The sequence below is a fragment of the Flavobacterium panici genome (assembly GCF_903819335.1).
Classification (GTDB): domain Bacteria; phylum Bacteroidota; class Bacteroidia; order Flavobacteriales; family Flavobacteriaceae; genus Flavobacterium; species Flavobacterium panici.
In genome coordinates this window covers 24,546-39,858 of sequence record NZ_CAIJDE010000044.1, presented here as the reverse complement: position 1 = coordinate 39,858, position 15,313 = coordinate 24,546, and the positions used below count along the sequence as shown (strand labels likewise).

Below are 15,313 nucleotides of genomic sequence, written 5' to 3'. Positions count from 1 at the left end.
GGCTATTGATTTTATATCAAAATAAAAATTCGTGAAAATTAGTGTAATTCGTGGCAAAAAATAATCAATGTTCTCCATACCCAATATCATCCATTTTACCGCTAAAAACTCTATACTGAATAATAAAATAAATAATCACAAGAAACAAAGCCACAAAAAACCAGCTCATTCCGGCGTTTAATCCGTATTCTCCGGCGGCAGTATTATAAATTGTTAACGACGGATTTACTTTATTGGTCGAAGGCAGAACATTCGGAAAAATAGAAACCGCTGTTGAAGCAAATCCGCCAACTAAAAAGAAAGTAGAGAACATAAATCCGTAACCGTCTTTTTGAAACGAACGCACTTTGAATAATCCTAGAATTCCAACGAAAGTTAAAAGCGGAAAAAACCAAAGAATAGGATTTTCAACGAAATTATGAAACGGTTTTGGTTCGATAAAATGCCAAACCTGCAATGAAATACAAACTAAAACCAACAGAACAATGTTCAATGCAAAAACAACTTTTTTAAGCTTCGGGTTTAGAGATGAATTTGTTTTATAAATAATCCAGTTCGCACCGTGAATCGTTAAAGCAACAGTACTCACAATTCCAAGGAAAAGCGTAAACCAGTCAATAATTCCCAATTCATTTGCCTGCGGACTAAAAGTTGGATTCCACAAAGGCAGAAAGAAATAATGTGCTTCTTGCGTTGAAACACCATTTTGAACCATTCCGAGATTGACGCCGCGAACAATATTTCCCAAAGCAATTCCGAAGAAAAGTGCCAAAAGTAAACTCGCAATTCCAAAAGCTTTATCCCAAATGGTTTCCCACATGGCGTTATGAATCTGTCCGCGCATTTCTAATCCGATGGCGCGGAAAATCAAAAGCCACAAAATCATAATCAACGGCAGATAAAATCCGCTGAAAGAAGAAGCGTATAAAGTTGGAAAAGCAAAAAACAAAACCCCTCCGGCCGCAATAAGCCAAACTTCGTTAGCGTCCCAAAACGGCCCAATGGCACTTGTAATTGCTTTTTTATCTTTTTCTGTATCGGCAAAAAATAAATGAATAATTCCTGCCCCAAAATCATAACCGTCTAAAACCAAATAAACAGCCAGAATTCCCATTAAAACTATGTACCAAAAAAATTCCATACTTATATTTTTTCTGTTGAAAGTTCCACGTGATGAGGCCCTTTATTGATAATTTTTCCAACCAAAAGTAAAAACAACATTCCCAGTAAAAGGTATAAACCAATAAATCCAAGCAATGTAAACAAGGTATTTCCGGAGGAAACCGTTGGCGAGGCTCCGGCTGCAGTTCGCAGTAAATTATAAACCAGCCATGGCTGTCTTCCTAATTCGGCCGTGTACCAGCCTGTTGTATTTGCGATATAGGGAAATGGCATCATGAACATAAGCGACCATAAAATCCATTTGGTTTCAAATAATTTTCCTCTGATTAATTGAAAAAGTGAAAGCACCATTAACCCAATAAAAACCGTTCCAAGTCCCACCATAATATGATAGGCATAATACAATCCCGAAATATTGGTTGGGTGTAAATCTTCTTCAAACTGATCTAAACCTTTAATTTCCTGATCCCAGTTTCCATAAGTCAGGAAACTCAAAATATTAGGAACAGCAATTTTATTATCGAGCTTTTTGTCTTTTACATCGGGCTGGCCAATTAAAACAATTTCAGAGCCTCTTTCTTCGGTATGGAAAATTCCTTCCATTCCGGCGAAAGTTACGGGCTGATATTTCACCACATTTTTGGCTAATAAATCTCCTGTTGGAACCGCTACTATAACACTAGAAATCAATCCGAAGATAACTCCCGTTTTTAGGAACAATTTTCCAAAAGAAACATTCTTCTGACTTAAAATATAGAAAGCGCCAATTCCGGCCACAACAAATGAACTTGTTACTAAAGATGCAGCCTGATTGTGTAAATAAGAAGGCCAAAGCCATGGATTTAAAAATAATGCCTGAAAATTATTCAGAACAAATTTTCCGTTTTCGAGAATTTCATAACCCACCGGATTCTGCATCCACGAATGTGTGGCAATAATTAAAAATCCGCTGGCCCAGGAACCAATCATGATTAATAATCCGGTTACAAAATGCCATTTATGTCCAAGTAGTTTTTCTCCAAATAAAAATATTCCAAGAAAAGAAGATTCAAGAAAGAAAGAAAACATTCCTTCCATTGCGAGAGTCTGCCCAATGATTCCGCCTGTTAATTCCGAGAATTTTGCCCAGTTCGTCCCAAATTGAAATTCCATTGGAATTCCGGTTACAACGCCCATTGCAAAATTGAGAGCGAAGATTTTCATCCAAAAATGAGTGGCGTGATTGTATTGTTCGTCGTTAGTTTTTAAGTATTTCCATTTGAAGTAAACAATAATGAGCGAAAGACCCATTGTAAGCTGCGGAAAAAGATAATGAAAAGTAATAGTGAATGCGAATTGCATTCGATCATAAAAGAGCATTTCTTCCATAAAGTGGTATTGTTTTATGAGGTTTCACAAATTTAACCATTACAACCCGAATTAATGCCTTTTAAAAGAAGTTTATCGCTTGATATTTGTTAAACTTTTCAACAATTTAAATGTGCAAACTGCACTTATTTTTTACGCCACAGTTTGTCATTTCGATCGAAGGGAGAAATGACAAGATTATGTATAGCTATGCGCATTTAAACATAGCCCGCGGTTTCAACCGTGGGAACACGACGCATATTCCCATACGTTTCCTGCGGTTGAAACCGCAGGCTATATTTAATTACACGGATTAATTTGATTATTTTTTTAGAATTCCTTTTTCAACGCTTTCATTAATCAAACCTTCGGCATAATTCCATAAAGATGCTGAACCTTCTTTTATAACGCTCTTTTTCTCGTAAACTTTATTATACTTTACATCAAATTCTTTCCATGTTCCGCCGTTGTTGGAAGTATTCTGCAGTAAAGGTTCTAATCTGTCCATGGATCTTGCAAATTTAGCTTCGTTTGTTTCGCCTGCTTCAAATTCTTCCCAAATAGTTATAAAGTCTTCAGCTTGTTTTTTAGGCAGTAAACCAAAAATACGATTCGCTGCTAATCGTTCTTCATCTGTATTATCATGACTTTTCACCGTATCATACATGAAAACATCTCCAGCATCGATTTCTACAATATCATGAATCAAAACCATTTTTACTACTTTCAAAACATCGATGGGTTCATTGGAGTGTTCTGCCAAAACAATAGCCATTAAAGCCAAATGCCAGCTGTGTTCGGCATCATTTTCACATCGGTCGCTGTTGAATAATTTTGTTTTTCTCTGAATGTATTTTACTTTATCAATTTCTTTTATAAAGGCAATTTGATTCAATAAATCTTCTGTGTTCATATCAATAATTTTCATTAGTTGTAAAATTACGTAGATTTTTTTTGCCACCATATAAGTTATATAAGTTCATTTTAGCAAAACGAAAATTACGTGGTGCCTTAAATTTGCTTATATCACTTATATGGTTAAATTTCTTCTTTTTACACAAAAATCAAATTTCTGTAACATTAGTCACCTATTTTAAAAGAAAACAGAGTTATCTTTGTGTTCCCAATATTTTTCAATTTATATCATGAAAATAGAACAAATTTACACCGGATGCCTCGCACAAGGTGCATACTATATAACTTCAAACGGAGAAGCAGCTATTATTGATCCGTTAAGAGAAATTCAGCCTTATTTAGATCGTTTAGAACGTGACAATGTGAAACTAAAATACATTTTTGAAACGCATTTTCACGCTGATTTTGTTTCCGGACACATCGATTTAAGTAAAGAAACTGAAGCTCCAATTGTTTACGGACCAAATGCTACCTGCGAATTTGACTGCATTTCTGCAAAAGACGGACAGGAATTTAAACTTGGAAATGTGACAATAAAAGCATTGCATACTCCGGGTCATACCATGGAAAGCACTACTTATTTATTGATTGACCAGGACGGAAAAGATTATGCAATTTTTTCTGGTGATACCTTATTTATAGGCGATGTTGGTCGTCCGGATTTGGCTCAAAAAGCAGCCGGAATGACTCAGGATCAATTAGCCGGAATTTTATTTCACTCTTTAAGGGATAAAATTATGACGTTGAACGATGATGTAATTGTTTATCCTGCACACGGTGCCGGAAGCGCCTGCGGAAAAAACATGAGCAAAGAAACAGTTTCAACTATTGGAAATCAAAAAGCTACGAATTATGCTTTACGCGCCAATATGACGGAAGCTGAATTTATTGAAGAAGTAACGGACGGATTATTACCTCCTCCAGCCTATTTCAGCATGAACGTTGCCATGAACAAGCAAGGTTACGAAAGTTTTGAAACGGTTTTGCATAACGGAATGAAAGCTATTGATGCAAAAGATTTTGAGGCTGTCGCCGAAGAAACCGGAGCTTTAATTTTAGATACCCGAAAAAGCGGCGATTTTGCAAAAGGATTTATTCCGCAGTCTATAAATATTGGAATCAACGGAGATTTTGCTCCGTGGGTTGGAACTTTAGTGGGCGATGTAAAACAACCTATTATATTAGTAACCGAATTAGGTCTTGAAGAAGAAACCGTTACACGCTTAAGCCGTGTTGGTTTTGATTCAATTATCGGACATTTAGAAGGCGGTTTTGAAGCTTGGGAAAAAGCCGGTTTTCAAATTGATTCCGTTAACCGAATTTCTGCAGAACAATTTGCTGCTAAATTTAATATAAAAGAAGATAAAGTTATTGACGTTCGTAAAGAAACGGAATACGAAGCAGAACATATTGAAGATGCTTACAGCAAACCTCTTGCTTATATTAATGACTGGGTAAAAGACATTAATCCAAATGAACATTTTTATTTGCATTGCGCAGGCGGCTACCGCAGTATGATCGCAGCTTCGATTTTACAGGCACGCGGTTTCAGAAATTTTAGCGAAATTGACGGCGGTTTTGGAGCCATCGCAAAAACTGAAATCCCAAAATCAGATTTCGTTTGTCAGAGTAAGGTTTTAAAAGCATAAATAAAAGTTTTACCATTAAGATATTAAGTTAATTAAGTTTTTGAGCTTAATGAAACTTTTCAAAGAAGGTTAGGAAAAATTAAGCATTCCAACTTAATTAACTTAATATCTTAATGGTAAAAAAACAAAACACTTAATTTTAATTATGAGTATATTAGAAATTATTCAAGAACCTTGGCCTTGGTACGTTGCGGGCCCGTTGATTGGTCTGACTGTTCCTATTTTATTGATTATCGGAAATAAATCTTTCGGGATTAGTTCTTCCCTTCGTCATATTTGCGCGGCTTGTATTCCGGCGAATATTTCGTTTTTTAAATACGACTGGAAAAAAGAAAGCTGGAATTTATTTTTTGTTTTGGGAATATTTCTTGGCGGTGTTATTGCTGCTTACTTTCTTTCAAACCCAAATGACGTTAAAATTACTCCGGAACTTTCACAGCAATTATCATCTTACGGAATCACAGATCATTCTGGTTTAGTTCCTTCGCAGTTATTTTCCTGGGAGAGTTTATCAACGCTTCGCGGATTCATCATGATTGTTGTGGGCGGATTTTTAGTTGGTTTCGGAACACGTTATGCCGGCGGATGCACAAGCGGACACGCCATAATGGGATTATCAAATTTACAATGGCCATCATTAGTAGCTACAATCTGTTTTATGATTGGTGGTTTTGTAATGTCACTTTTGATTTTACCTTATATTCTTTCACTTTAAAATTTCAAAAATGAGCAATTTAGAAAATAAAAATATTGACGGCGAAGGAATCAATGCAAGTCATCAGAAAGAAACAGTATTCGCAAATCTTAAATATTTAATCGTCGGAATCTTTTTCGGGATTGTATTTGTAAAAGCCGAAATCATCAGCTGGTTTCGTATTCAGGAAATGTTTCATCTGCAGTCATTCTTTATGTATGGCGTAATTGGGAGCGCAGTTGCTGTGGGCGTTATCTCGGTTTTCATCATTAAAAAATTCAATATTAAAACGTTTCAAGGCGAGAAAATAGAAATTCAGCCAAAAACCTTCAGCAAAGGACAAATCTATGGCGGATTGTTATTTGGTTTTGGATGGGCAATTACCGGAGCTTGTCCGGGGCCGCTTTTCGCTCAAATTGGAACTGGTGCAACTGTAATTATTGTTACTTTATTAAGTGCCATTGCAGGAACCTGGTTTTATGGTTTGATAAAAGATAAACTTCCTCATTAAATTTGTTTCAGGTTTCAAGTTTAATGTTTCAAGTTACTTAACGAAACTTAAAAGAAATAAGCCCTATTCATTCCGTAGGAATGTCTGGTTGGTAGAATTAAATTTGAGCTGCGGTTAGACGTTCCTTAGGAACGTTTGATTAACGAGGCAAATGTTTTATTTTGGTGAAACAGGTGTCCTTACAGGACACGAATTCAAAACAATTCTATTTTTTTCTACCAACGAAATATTCCTAGCGGAATATTAAAATTGTCTTTAGACTAACTTAAACGAAAATATAATTTACATCAAACCCGACAGGTTTTAAAAACCTGTCGGGTTTATTTTTGAAGTCTAGTCAATCAACTTGAAACCTGAAACTTGAAACAAACTTTAACAACTTAAGATATTTCTTCATCTAAATCTAATTTCGTTTCGCTAAGTTTGCTTTAAACAATGAATCCCAAAAATAGAACCTAATATATGAACCGTTCAGAACAGCTATTGATATTAAAGAACACTGAAAAATGGGATGTAATTGTAATTGGAGGTGGAGCCAGCGGTTTAGGAACTGCTCTTGATGCCGCAAGCAGAGGATACAAAACAATTTTACTCGAAGCGGTTGATTTTGCAAAAGGAACTTCGAGCAGAAGCACTAAACTAATTCATGGCGGCGTACGTTATCTGGAACAAGGAAATATTCACTTGGTGATTGAAGCGCTGAAAGAAAGAGGTTTAATAGCTAAAAATGCGGGGCACTTAGTCAAAAACCAATCTTTTGTAATTCCAAATTACAATTGGTGGAGCACTTTCATATATACTATTGGATTAACTGTTTATGATTTATTGGCCGGACGTTTAAGTTTAGGCCGTTCAAAATATATTTCTAAGAAAAAAACAATCGAAATGCTTCCTAACGTAGAAGAAGCTGGTTTGCTAAATGGCGTTATTTATCATGACGGACAATTTGATGATTCGCGTTTAGCCATTAATATCGCTCAAACTGCTGTAGAAAAAGGAGCTTGTATTTTAAACTATACAAAAGTTGTAAATTTAATAAAAGACGATAAAAACCAAGTTATTGGTGTTGAAGCAGAAGATCAGGAAACTGGAGATACATACAACTTAAAAGGCGCTGCAATTATAAATGCTACCGGAGTATTTACAAATGCCATAATGAAACTAAACGATACTGTTTATAAAAAATATATCGTTCCAAGTCAGGGGATTCATCTTGTGTTTGATAAATCTTTTTTACCGGGCGATCATGCTTTAATGATTCCGAAAACAAGTGACGGACGAGTTTTATTTGCTGTGCCGTGGCATAACCGAATTGTAGTAGGCACAACCGATACTTTAATTAAAAAACAAAGTTTAGAACCTGTTGCTTTAGAAAGCGAAATCAAATTTGTGCTAGAAACAGCCCAGCACTTTTTAGCAAAAAAACCTACCAGAGCAGATGTTTTATCTGTTTTTGCAGGTTTACGTCCTTTGGCAGCGCCCGAAGAAGAAGGCAAAAAAACCAAAGAAGTTTCGAGAAGCCATAAAATTATTGTGTCAGAAACTGGTTTAATAACAATTACGGGAGGAAAATGGACAACGTACAGAAAAATTGCTGAAGATATTATAAACAAAGCGATTACTATTGGTAAGCTTCCTAAAAAACTGTGTGTTACAGAACATCTTCCCATTCATGGAAATAAAACTACGACGACTTTAGACAGAGAAAATCATTTGTATATCTATGGTTCTGATATTCCTAGTATAATCGAATTACAACAAAATAATCCTGAATTAAACGAAAAAGTACATCCTGATCACGAATTTACTATGGCAGAAGTACTTTGGGCGATTCGATATGAAATGGCAAGAACTGTTGATGATATTTTAGCCAGACGTGTTCGTTTATTGTTTTTAGATGCAAGAGCAGCCATTCAATCTTCAGAAAAAGTAGCAAAACTTCTTGCTAAAGAACTTGGACATGACGAAAACTGGATAAATAACGAAGTTTTAAATTTCAAAAAAACTACAAAGGGCTTTCTTTTGTCCGAATTTCAATAAATCTTTTTTTAAATTCGATAACTTTTATAGAATTTATAAGGACAAGTTTAATTTTTAGTTAACTATTTAAAAGTCAATATTTTAAAACTAAAAAATAAACTATTTTTATTCTAACTTTTTCCGTTCAAAATTGATGTCATTTTGAATTAACAAAAAATTAACACGACATTTGTATATACAACTATTAAAACTTCTACATTTGTATATACAAATTATACACTTACGACTATGACAATTGAAGAGGTTATTAAAAGTACAGTTAAGATGGATAATGCGAAAAAAGTTATTCTAAATATCATGTACACACAAAATGTGATTCAGGATCATTTCAGCGAGTTAATGAAACCGTATGATTTATCCGGAGAGCAATATAATGTATTACGTATATTAAGAGGACAAAAAGGAAAACCTGCTAATATGTGTGTGATACAAGAGCGTATGTTAGCTAAAACGAGTAACACAACCCGATTAGTAGATAAATTATTACTGAAAGATTTAGTAACAAGAAATGTCTGTCCAGGAAATCGACGCAAAATTGAAGTTTTGATTACACAGAAAGGATTAGATATTTTAAAAGAATTAGACCCAAAGGTAGATGAACACGAGCGTTTATTTGCCGAGAATATAAGCCAAGAAGAATTAGAATTATTAAACACATTATTAGAAAAATACCGAACCCAACAAAATTAAAATTATGAGTACATTATTAGATAATTTAAACTGGAGATATGCAACAAAAAAATATGATGCATCTAAAAAAGTTTCTTCAGCAGATTTAAATACTATTAAAGAAGCCGTTAGATTAAGTGCTTCTTCATACGGATTACAACCTTACAGAGTTGTTATTGTAGAAAATCCGGAAATTAGAGAACAATTAAAAGCTGCTGCTTACGGACAAACACAGCTTACAGATGCTTCGCAAATATTTGTATTTGCAAATGATGTAAATCTTGGAGCACATTCTGTAGACAGTTATATCAACAATATTAGCGAAACAAGAGGCATTCCTGCTGATGCATTGGCTGGATTTGGCGATATGATGAAAGGTACAGTTGCAAACTTATCTGACGATGCTAAAAATACTTGGACAGCAAAACAAACTTATATTGCTTTAGGAACTTTATTAGCTGCTGCTTCTGAATTAAAAATTGATGCTACTCCTATGGAAGGTTTCAATGCCGCAGAATTCAACAAAATCTTAGGTTTTGACAAACTTGGCTTAAGTGCTACAGTAATTGCTGCTGTAGGTTACAGACATACTGAGGATGATACTCAGCATTTCAAAAAAGTTAGAAAATCTAACGAGGAATTATTTATCACTATATAATTATTATTAATCAAATTCAATTTTACAACATGAAAAATTTAAAGACAATTGCAATTGCATTATTCGTAGCAGCAGCTGGTATCTCAGTAAACGCACAAACTAAAAAAATCGACGTAAAAGCGTCTACTATCAAATGGGTAGGTAAAAAAGTAACTGGAGAGCACTCTGGAACAGTAAACTTTAAAGAAGGTGCTGTAGTTTTCAAAGGGAAAAAATTAGTTGGAGGAAGCTTTACAGTTGATATGACTTCATTAACTTCTACAGATTTAACTGGAGAATACCAAGGTAAATTAAACGGTCACTTAAAAGCTGACGATTTCTTTGGAACTGAAAAATTCCCAACTTCAAAATTAGTTTTCAAAACTATTGGTGCTAAATCAACTGACGTTTACACAGTAACTGCTGATTTAACTATTAAAGGAATCACTAAACCAGTAACTTTTGATATTACTGTAAGCGGAAACACTGCTACAACTGCATTTAAAGTTGACAGAACTAAATATGATATTAAATACGGTTCAGGAAGTTTCTTCGAAGGTTTAGGAGACAAAACTATCAGCGACGAATTCGAATTAACAGTAGCTTTAAAATTCTAATTTTAGACTTACTAATTCATATATAAGAAAAACCCCAATAGTTGATTCTATTGGGGTTTTTCTTTTTTATTTATTTCTTTTAATATTTATTGGATTTTGTCTCGTATCAAATATATCTAAAATTTCAATTGAATTTCTTTCAGAATTAATCCAATAAATAATCTTATAATTTTTAAAGATCAAATAACGGATTTCTTTTGAGTAACTTTCTAAAAGTTCTTCTTTTTGTCCAATTCCAGATTGTCCTTGTAGCTTAATTGTTTCCTTCGTAATTCCTATAACAAGTTTTCTTGCAACGTTTAAGCTGGCTTCTTTTTTATAATAGTCAAAAATATTCTTAAGTTCTTTTTTAGCAAAATCAGTCCAATAAATCTTTAACTCCATTTCTCAATTTCAGAAATTAACTTATCAGATTCCGTTAAACGACCATTTGCAGAATCATCCATAGAATTATCAATTCTTTTTTGAAAATCAGCAATTGACATTGGCTTTAACTCAGAATCTGCCTTAGTTTCTTTTTTTAATAATTTTTCAAACTGAGATATAGCTTTCTCACTTTCAAGCTTAAGAAAGTCTCTAATAAAAATCACTTTTCGAGTATCTAAATCCATTTCTTTTATTTTTATCAAAGTTACAAATTATCTTTAAATGAAAATTTAATTGCAAACAATTTTCAAGTAACGTCTTCTAAGGCTTAAACACCTTATTTCTTTTCAAAAGCATAACATTCTTAACGATAAAATAACGCTTTCATAATAACTATCCCCGTATTGATTAACATTCGGGCTCTAATTTTGAGCAAATTAAAAATCCAAAACTAGAAATTAAAATTATAGTTATGAAAACAAAAATACGTGTTATAATAATTACACTTCTAAGCACTTTTTTACTTCAAGCTCAACAACAAACAAAAGGAATAATTGGTACTAATAACTGGATGAACAATTGGACCAATTTTAATCCGGCAAAAATGGAATATAGCGAAGCGACCAACATAATTGCAGGAACAATTGATAAAGATACCAGATTAGTAAAACGAAATACATATCAATTAGTAGGTATTGTTTACGTGACAAACAATGCCACTTTAACTATCGAACCCGGAACTGTAATACGAGGCGATGACAAAACCTGCGGAACTCTTGTTATTTCAAATGGTGCAAAAATTGTAGCCGAAGGTTTAGAAACAGATCCAATCATTTTTACTTCAAACAAAGAAATTGCAGACAGACGTCCGGGTGACTGGGGCGGAATAATCATTTTGGGAAAAGCTCCAATTAATTTTCTTGGCGGACTTCATACACTTCCTTTTACTTTAGATCCAATAATAAATCATTATGGAGGTCAGGATGCCGAAGATAATTCAGGTATTTTAAAATATGTTAGAATAGAATTTGCAGGAAGAAAATTGAGCTCTGAAAAAGAACTTAACGGGCTTTCATTGGCTGGAGTTGGAAGAAAAACAATATTAAGCAATATCCAGATCAGTTTTTCAAATGACGATTCTTTTGAATGTTATGGCGGCGATTTAAATATGAACAACTTAATTTCATACCGAACAACTGATGATGATTTCGATTTTACGCAAGGCGCACAAATCAGCATCAGCAACAGTATTGCTATTCGTCATCCTTTTTCATCAGATATCTCTGGTTCAAGATGTTTTGAAGTCGATTCGTACGACAAGATTCAAAATACGGATATGAGTAAAAAAATGACAAAAATCACTGCAACCAATATCACTTTAGTTAATCTTGAAGAAAATAATCAAGGTTTGGTTAGAGAATCTGTTCATATTAGAGAAAACACTTTTTTTAGTTTAACCAACAGTATTGTTTCTGGTTTTTCTCCTTTTGTTTTATTAGAAAGCAACATTGGAGACGGAAATGAAAACTTATCAAAAATGAGTTTCAAAAACATAATTGTAAACAATTGCAACGGCGGAATTACAAGTGAATCATCTAGTTCTGATGTCACAATTCAAAATTATTACAACCCAAATTCTGGAATAGAATACTCAAAATACAAAAACAGCGAGTTATTTACAATGCCAAATATCAAAGGAAATCCAGATTTTAGAGCAAATGTAAACAATACGATTGCGATTGGAAATTAAGGCCTTAAGCAGGTTTTAGAATTTGAAATTTAACAAATTTCGAAAATTAGAAAAGTTTTTTTTGAAATTTTATGTATTCTAATTCAAATTACATTTATATCTTTGTCACATCAAAATAAAGAAATGAAAACATTAATGAACAATACTTGGTGGTGGAACAATTTACGTCAAACGTCGTGAACTAAGCTTCCTATGGTATTTTCAAAACTATAAACAAAAAGGGCTTGTCATCACGACAAGCCCTTTTTTTTGGTCGAAACTTTAGCAGAAAAATATTAAAAACTAAAAAACAACATACTTTGAAACCTTTTATACTCAACACACATTACAAACAAATTCTGGCAGACACCATTACGCCGGTTAGTATATATTTTAAAATAAGAGATAAATTTCCTAATAGTTTATTATTAGAAAGTAGTGATTATCACGGAAATGACAACAGTTTCTCTTACGTTTGCTGCAACCCGATTGCAACGATTAAAATCGAAAATGAAACGATTTCAAAAACTTTCCCTGACGGAACTTCGGAACAAATTAAAATTGATGCTTCAACAAATATTCCAGAAGTAATTCAGGAATTCTCAAGCAAATTTCAATCAGAGAAAAACGATTTTAAATTCATCAATAACGGATTATTCGGATACATTTCTTACGATGCTGTTCGTTATTTCGAGAAAGTTTCGATTGCTAAAAAAGACAATGCAACTTCAATTCCGGATGTTTTTTATGCCGTTTATCAAAACATAATCGCCATCAATCACTTTAAAAACGAAGCTTATATTTTCTGTCACAGCGTTGATGGAACAAATAACATTGCTGAAATTGAACAATTACTGCAATCCAGAAATATTGCTTCATACAAATTTTCAAAAGAAGGTGAAGGTTTCTCTAATTTAACCGATGAAGAATTTAAACACAATGTTGCTTTAGCAAAAAAACATTGTTTCCGTGGAGACGTTTTTCAATTGGTTTTATCACGCCGTTTTACGCAAGGTTTTAAAGGTGACGAATTTAATGTTTACAGAGCCTTAAGAAGCATCAACCCATCTCCTTACCTATTCTTTTTTGATTATGGAGATTTCAAAATATTTGGGTCTTCGCCCGAAGCACAAATTATTGTAAAAAACAGAAAAGCCGAAATTCACCCAATCGCCGGAACTTTCAAAAGAACTGGAAATGACGAACGTGATGCGCTTTTAGCCAAAGAACTTTCAGAAGATAAAAAAGAAAACAGCGAACACGTAATGCTTGTCGATTTGGCAAGAAACGATTTAAGCCGAAATGGTCACGATGTAAATGTAGAGAAATACAGAGAAGTTCAGTTTTTCTCCCACGTAATCCACTTGGTTTCTAAAGTAACCGGACATTTACATGAAAAAGCGACGACTATGCAGGTTGTTGCCGATACTTTCCCAGCCGGAACTTTAAGCGGTGCACCAAAACACAGAGCGATGCAATTGATTGAAGATTACGAAAAAACAAATCGTAATTTCTACGGAGGCGCAATTGGTTTCATGGATTTTAATGGAAATTTTAATCACGCAATTATGATCCGAACTTTCCTCAGTAAAAATCATCAGTTACATTGCCAGGCCGGAGCCGGAATCGTGGCAAGTTCTGATGAAGAAAGCGAAATGCAGGAAGTTTATAATAAATTAAGAGCATTGAATACAGCGCTTGAAATGGCGGAGAAAATATAGTTTTCAGTCGCAGTTTTCTGTCACAGTGACACAGAATGATCAGCAATGTCTCCCGAGGTTGAAACCTCGGGCAATATTTGAAAAGCAGTTATATGCGGAATGCTATATAAACATAGCCAACGGTTTCAACCGTTGGAACACAAAGATTGGTAAAATCTGAAACAATTAACAAACAAAGAACAAATCCATAAAAACCATGAAAAAAGCATTATCCATTTTAATTTTAATCATTACTCTCACATCTTGTAATTCAGAGAAAAAAGAGAATCCAATAAAAGGAACCTGGCGTCTGATATCAGCAGAAACGACAGAAAAAGATTCAACGTTCTCAACTTTCAATCCAAAAACAAAAATGATTAAAATTATAAATCATACCCATTTTGCTTTTTTCAATCATGATTTAAATAATGGTAAAGATTCAACAAATGCAGTATTCTTTGGCGGAGGCGGAAAATACACTTTAAAGGATAGTATTTATACCGAGAATCTGGAGTACTTCAATAACCGTCAATGGGAAAATGGAAAATTTGAGTTTGTAGTAAAAATTAAAAACGACACTTTAACTCAAAAAGGAGTTGAAAAAGTAGAAAAATTAGGAATCGATAGAATTATTACTGAAAAGTACGTTCGAGAAAAATAAAAATTTAGTTTCAGGTTTTCTTTGTTTCAAGTTTCAAGTTGTTGGAACGTGAAACCTGAAACTTGAAACCTGAAACAAAAATAAAAAAAATGAAAAAAATATTAGTTATAGACAATTACGATAGTTTCACTTATAATTTAGTACACTATCTGGAAGATTTAAACTGCGAAGTAACGGTTTATAGAAACGATGAATTCGAAATTGACGAAATCGCTTCTTTCGATAAAATATTACTTTCGCCAGGACCTGGAATTCCTGATGAAGCAGGTTTATTAAAAGCAGTTATCGAAAAATATGCACCAACAAAAAGTATTCTGGGTGTTTGTTTAGGACAACAGGCTATTGGAGAAGTTTTTGGCGGAACACTTTCTAACCTTGATAAAGTATACCACGGTGTTTCGACAAATGTAAAAACAGTAGTTTCAGATGAAACTTTATTTGAAGGTTTAGGAAATGAATTCGAAGTCGGAAGATATCATTCTTGGGTCGTAGACAGCAATTTACCTGAAGTTTTGGAAGCAACTTCAATTGACGAAAATGGGCAGATTATGTCACTCAGACACAAAAAATTCGATGTAAGAGGTGTTCAGTTTCACCCTGAAAGTGTGCTTACGCCAAAAGGAAAAAGGATTTTAGAGAATTGGATTAAAAGCTAG

General features: G+C 33.8%; 16 protein-coding genes. 11 read left to right on the top strand and 5 right to left on the bottom strand.

Going from position 1 to position 15,313, the window contains the following annotated elements:
* Positions 1 to 64: 64 nt before the first annotated feature.
* From cydB to FLAPXU55_RS12700, 3 genes are all read right to left on the bottom strand, one after another.
* Positions 65 to 1,141 (bottom strand): cytochrome d ubiquinol oxidase subunit II, encoded by a 1,077-nt coding sequence (gene cydB / locus FLAPXU55_RS12710; RefSeq protein ID WP_073484601.1) that lies wholly within the window; start codon positions 1,139 to 1,141, stop codon positions 65 to 67.
* Between the two features lie 2 nt (positions 1,142 to 1,143).
* Positions 1,144 to 2,490 carry a cytochrome ubiquinol oxidase subunit I gene (locus tag FLAPXU55_RS12705; protein WP_180858049.1) on the bottom strand — a complete coding sequence of 449 codons (1,347 nt, stop codon included), beginning with the start codon at positions 2,488 to 2,490 and terminating at the stop codon, positions 1,144 to 1,146.
* 301 nt (positions 2,491 to 2,791) lie between these two features.
* The gene (locus FLAPXU55_RS12700; RefSeq protein WP_180858047.1) at positions 2,792 to 3,382 is read right to left on the bottom strand and encodes an HD domain-containing protein; all 591 of its coding nucleotides are present in this window, start codon (positions 3,380 to 3,382) and stop codon (positions 2,792 to 2,794) included.
* Positions 3,383 to 3,614: 232 nt separating this feature from the next.
* On the opposite strand from FLAPXU55_RS12700, the gene FLAPXU55_RS12695 reads away from it, so the two are divergent.
* The 7 genes from FLAPXU55_RS12695 (at position 3,615) to FLAPXU55_RS12665 (ending at position 10,201) form a co-directional block, all read left to right on the top strand.
* Positions 3,615 to 5,033: an MBL fold metallo-hydrolase gene (locus FLAPXU55_RS12695; RefSeq protein ID WP_180858045.1), complete on the top strand. Its 1,419-nt coding sequence runs from the start codon at positions 3,615 to 3,617 to the stop codon at positions 5,031 to 5,033.
* 145 nt (positions 5,034 to 5,178) lie between these two features.
* Complete coding sequence (locus tag FLAPXU55_RS12690) at positions 5,179 to 5,748, top strand: YeeE/YedE family protein (RefSeq protein ID WP_379702657.1); 570 nt, start codon at positions 5,179 to 5,181, stop codon at positions 5,746 to 5,748.
* A 10-nt stretch (positions 5,749 to 5,758) separates the two neighbouring features.
* Complete coding sequence (locus FLAPXU55_RS12685) at positions 5,759 to 6,238, top strand: DUF6691 family protein (protein WP_180858043.1); 480 nt, start codon at positions 5,759 to 5,761, stop codon at positions 6,236 to 6,238.
* Between the two features lie 462 nt (positions 6,239 to 6,700).
* Positions 6,701 to 8,278 (top strand): glycerol-3-phosphate dehydrogenase/oxidase, encoded by a 1,578-nt coding sequence (locus FLAPXU55_RS12680; protein ID WP_180858041.1) that lies wholly within the window; start codon positions 6,701 to 6,703, stop codon positions 8,276 to 8,278.
* Between the two features lie 228 nt (positions 8,279 to 8,506).
* Positions 8,507 to 8,968 (top strand): MarR family winged helix-turn-helix transcriptional regulator, encoded by a 462-nt coding sequence (locus FLAPXU55_RS12675; RefSeq protein WP_180858039.1) that lies wholly within the window; start codon positions 8,507 to 8,509, stop codon positions 8,966 to 8,968.
* Positions 8,969 to 8,972: 4 nt separating this feature from the next.
* Entirely contained in the window at positions 8,973 to 9,605 is a 633-nt protein-coding gene (locus FLAPXU55_RS12670; protein WP_180858037.1) for an NAD(P)H-dependent oxidoreductase, read from the top strand.
* 29 nt (positions 9,606 to 9,634) lie between these two features.
* On the top strand, positions 9,635 to 10,201 hold the full coding sequence (locus tag FLAPXU55_RS12665) for a YceI family protein (protein ID WP_180858035.1): 567 nt from the start codon (positions 9,635 to 9,637) through the stop codon (positions 10,199 to 10,201).
* A gap of 66 nt (positions 10,202 to 10,267) precedes the next feature.
* Here the strand turns inward: FLAPXU55_RS12665 and FLAPXU55_RS12660 are convergent, their stop codons facing one another.
* Both FLAPXU55_RS12660 and FLAPXU55_RS12655 read right to left on the bottom strand, forming a co-directional pair.
* Positions 10,268 to 10,585, bottom strand: coding sequence for a type II toxin-antitoxin system RelE/ParE family toxin (locus tag FLAPXU55_RS12660; RefSeq protein WP_180858033.1), 318 nt, complete (start codon positions 10,583 to 10,585; stop codon positions 10,268 to 10,270).
* Positions 10,576 to 10,812 carry a hypothetical protein gene (locus FLAPXU55_RS12655; protein ID WP_053473903.1) on the bottom strand — a complete coding sequence of 79 codons (237 nt, stop codon included), beginning with the start codon at positions 10,810 to 10,812 and terminating at the stop codon, positions 10,576 to 10,578. Before FLAPXU55_RS12655 ends, FLAPXU55_RS12660 begins: the two co-directional genes overlap by 10 nt.
* 227 nt (positions 10,813 to 11,039) lie before the next feature.
* Here FLAPXU55_RS12655 and FLAPXU55_RS12650 point away from each other — a divergent pair, with 227 nt between their 5' ends.
* From FLAPXU55_RS12650 to FLAPXU55_RS12635, 4 genes are all read left to right on the top strand, one after another.
* A complete protein-coding gene (locus FLAPXU55_RS12650; protein ID WP_180858031.1) occupies positions 11,040 to 12,317 on the top strand; it encodes a hypothetical protein in 1,278 nt (425 codons plus the stop codon).
* A 299-nt stretch (positions 12,318 to 12,616) separates the two neighbouring features.
* Entirely contained in the window at positions 12,617 to 14,017 is a 1,401-nt protein-coding gene (locus tag FLAPXU55_RS12645; RefSeq protein WP_180858029.1) for an anthranilate synthase component I family protein, read from the top strand.
* Between the two features lie 196 nt (positions 14,018 to 14,213).
* Complete coding sequence (locus FLAPXU55_RS12640; RefSeq protein WP_180858027.1) at positions 14,214 to 14,657, top strand: hypothetical protein; 444 nt, start codon at positions 14,214 to 14,216, stop codon at positions 14,655 to 14,657.
* Positions 14,658 to 14,746: 89 nt separating this feature from the next.
* Complete coding sequence (locus FLAPXU55_RS12635; RefSeq protein WP_180858025.1) at positions 14,747 to 15,313, top strand: anthranilate synthase component II; 567 nt, start codon at positions 14,747 to 14,749, stop codon at positions 15,311 to 15,313.

Coding starts and splice junctions, on each gene's coding strand:
- FLAPXU55_RS12640 (WP_180858027.1), top strand. CDS start 14,214: ATGAAAAAAGCATTATCCATTTTAATTTTAATCATTACTCTCACATCT.
- FLAPXU55_RS12665 (WP_180858035.1), top strand. CDS start 9,635: ATGAAAAATTTAAAGACAATTGCAATTGCATTATTCGTAGCAGCAGCT.
- FLAPXU55_RS12685 (WP_180858043.1), top strand. CDS start 5,759: ATGAGCAATTTAGAAAATAAAAATATTGACGGCGAAGGAATCAATGCA.
- FLAPXU55_RS12655 (WP_053473903.1), bottom strand. CDS start 10,812: ATGGATTTAGATACTCGAAAAGTGATTTTTATTAGAGACTTTCTTAAG.
- FLAPXU55_RS12670 (WP_180858037.1), top strand. CDS start 8,973: ATGAGTACATTATTAGATAATTTAAACTGGAGATATGCAACAAAAAAA.
- cydB (WP_073484601.1), bottom strand. CDS start 1,141: ATGGAATTTTTTTGGTACATAGTTTTAATGGGAATTCTGGCTGTTTAT.
- FLAPXU55_RS12675 (WP_180858039.1), top strand. CDS start 8,507: ATGACAATTGAAGAGGTTATTAAAAGTACAGTTAAGATGGATAATGCG.
- FLAPXU55_RS12690 (WP_379702657.1), top strand. CDS start 5,179: ATGAGTATATTAGAAATTATTCAAGAACCTTGGCCTTGGTACGTTGCG.
- FLAPXU55_RS12660 (WP_180858033.1), bottom strand. CDS start 10,585: ATGGAGTTAAAGATTTATTGGACTGATTTTGCTAAAAAAGAACTTAAG.
- FLAPXU55_RS12650 (WP_180858031.1), top strand. CDS start 11,040: ATGAAAACAAAAATACGTGTTATAATAATTACACTTCTAAGCACTTTT.
- FLAPXU55_RS12705 (WP_180858049.1), bottom strand. CDS start 2,490: ATGGAAGAAATGCTCTTTTATGATCGAATGCAATTCGCATTCACTATT.
- FLAPXU55_RS12695 (WP_180858045.1), top strand. CDS start 3,615: ATGAAAATAGAACAAATTTACACCGGATGCCTCGCACAAGGTGCATAC.
- FLAPXU55_RS12680 (WP_180858041.1), top strand. CDS start 6,701: ATGAACCGTTCAGAACAGCTATTGATATTAAAGAACACTGAAAAATGG.
- FLAPXU55_RS12700 (WP_180858047.1), bottom strand. CDS start 3,382: ATGAACACAGAAGATTTATTGAATCAAATTGCCTTTATAAAAGAAATT.
- FLAPXU55_RS12635 (WP_180858025.1), top strand. CDS start 14,747: ATGAAAAAAATATTAGTTATAGACAATTACGATAGTTTCACTTATAAT.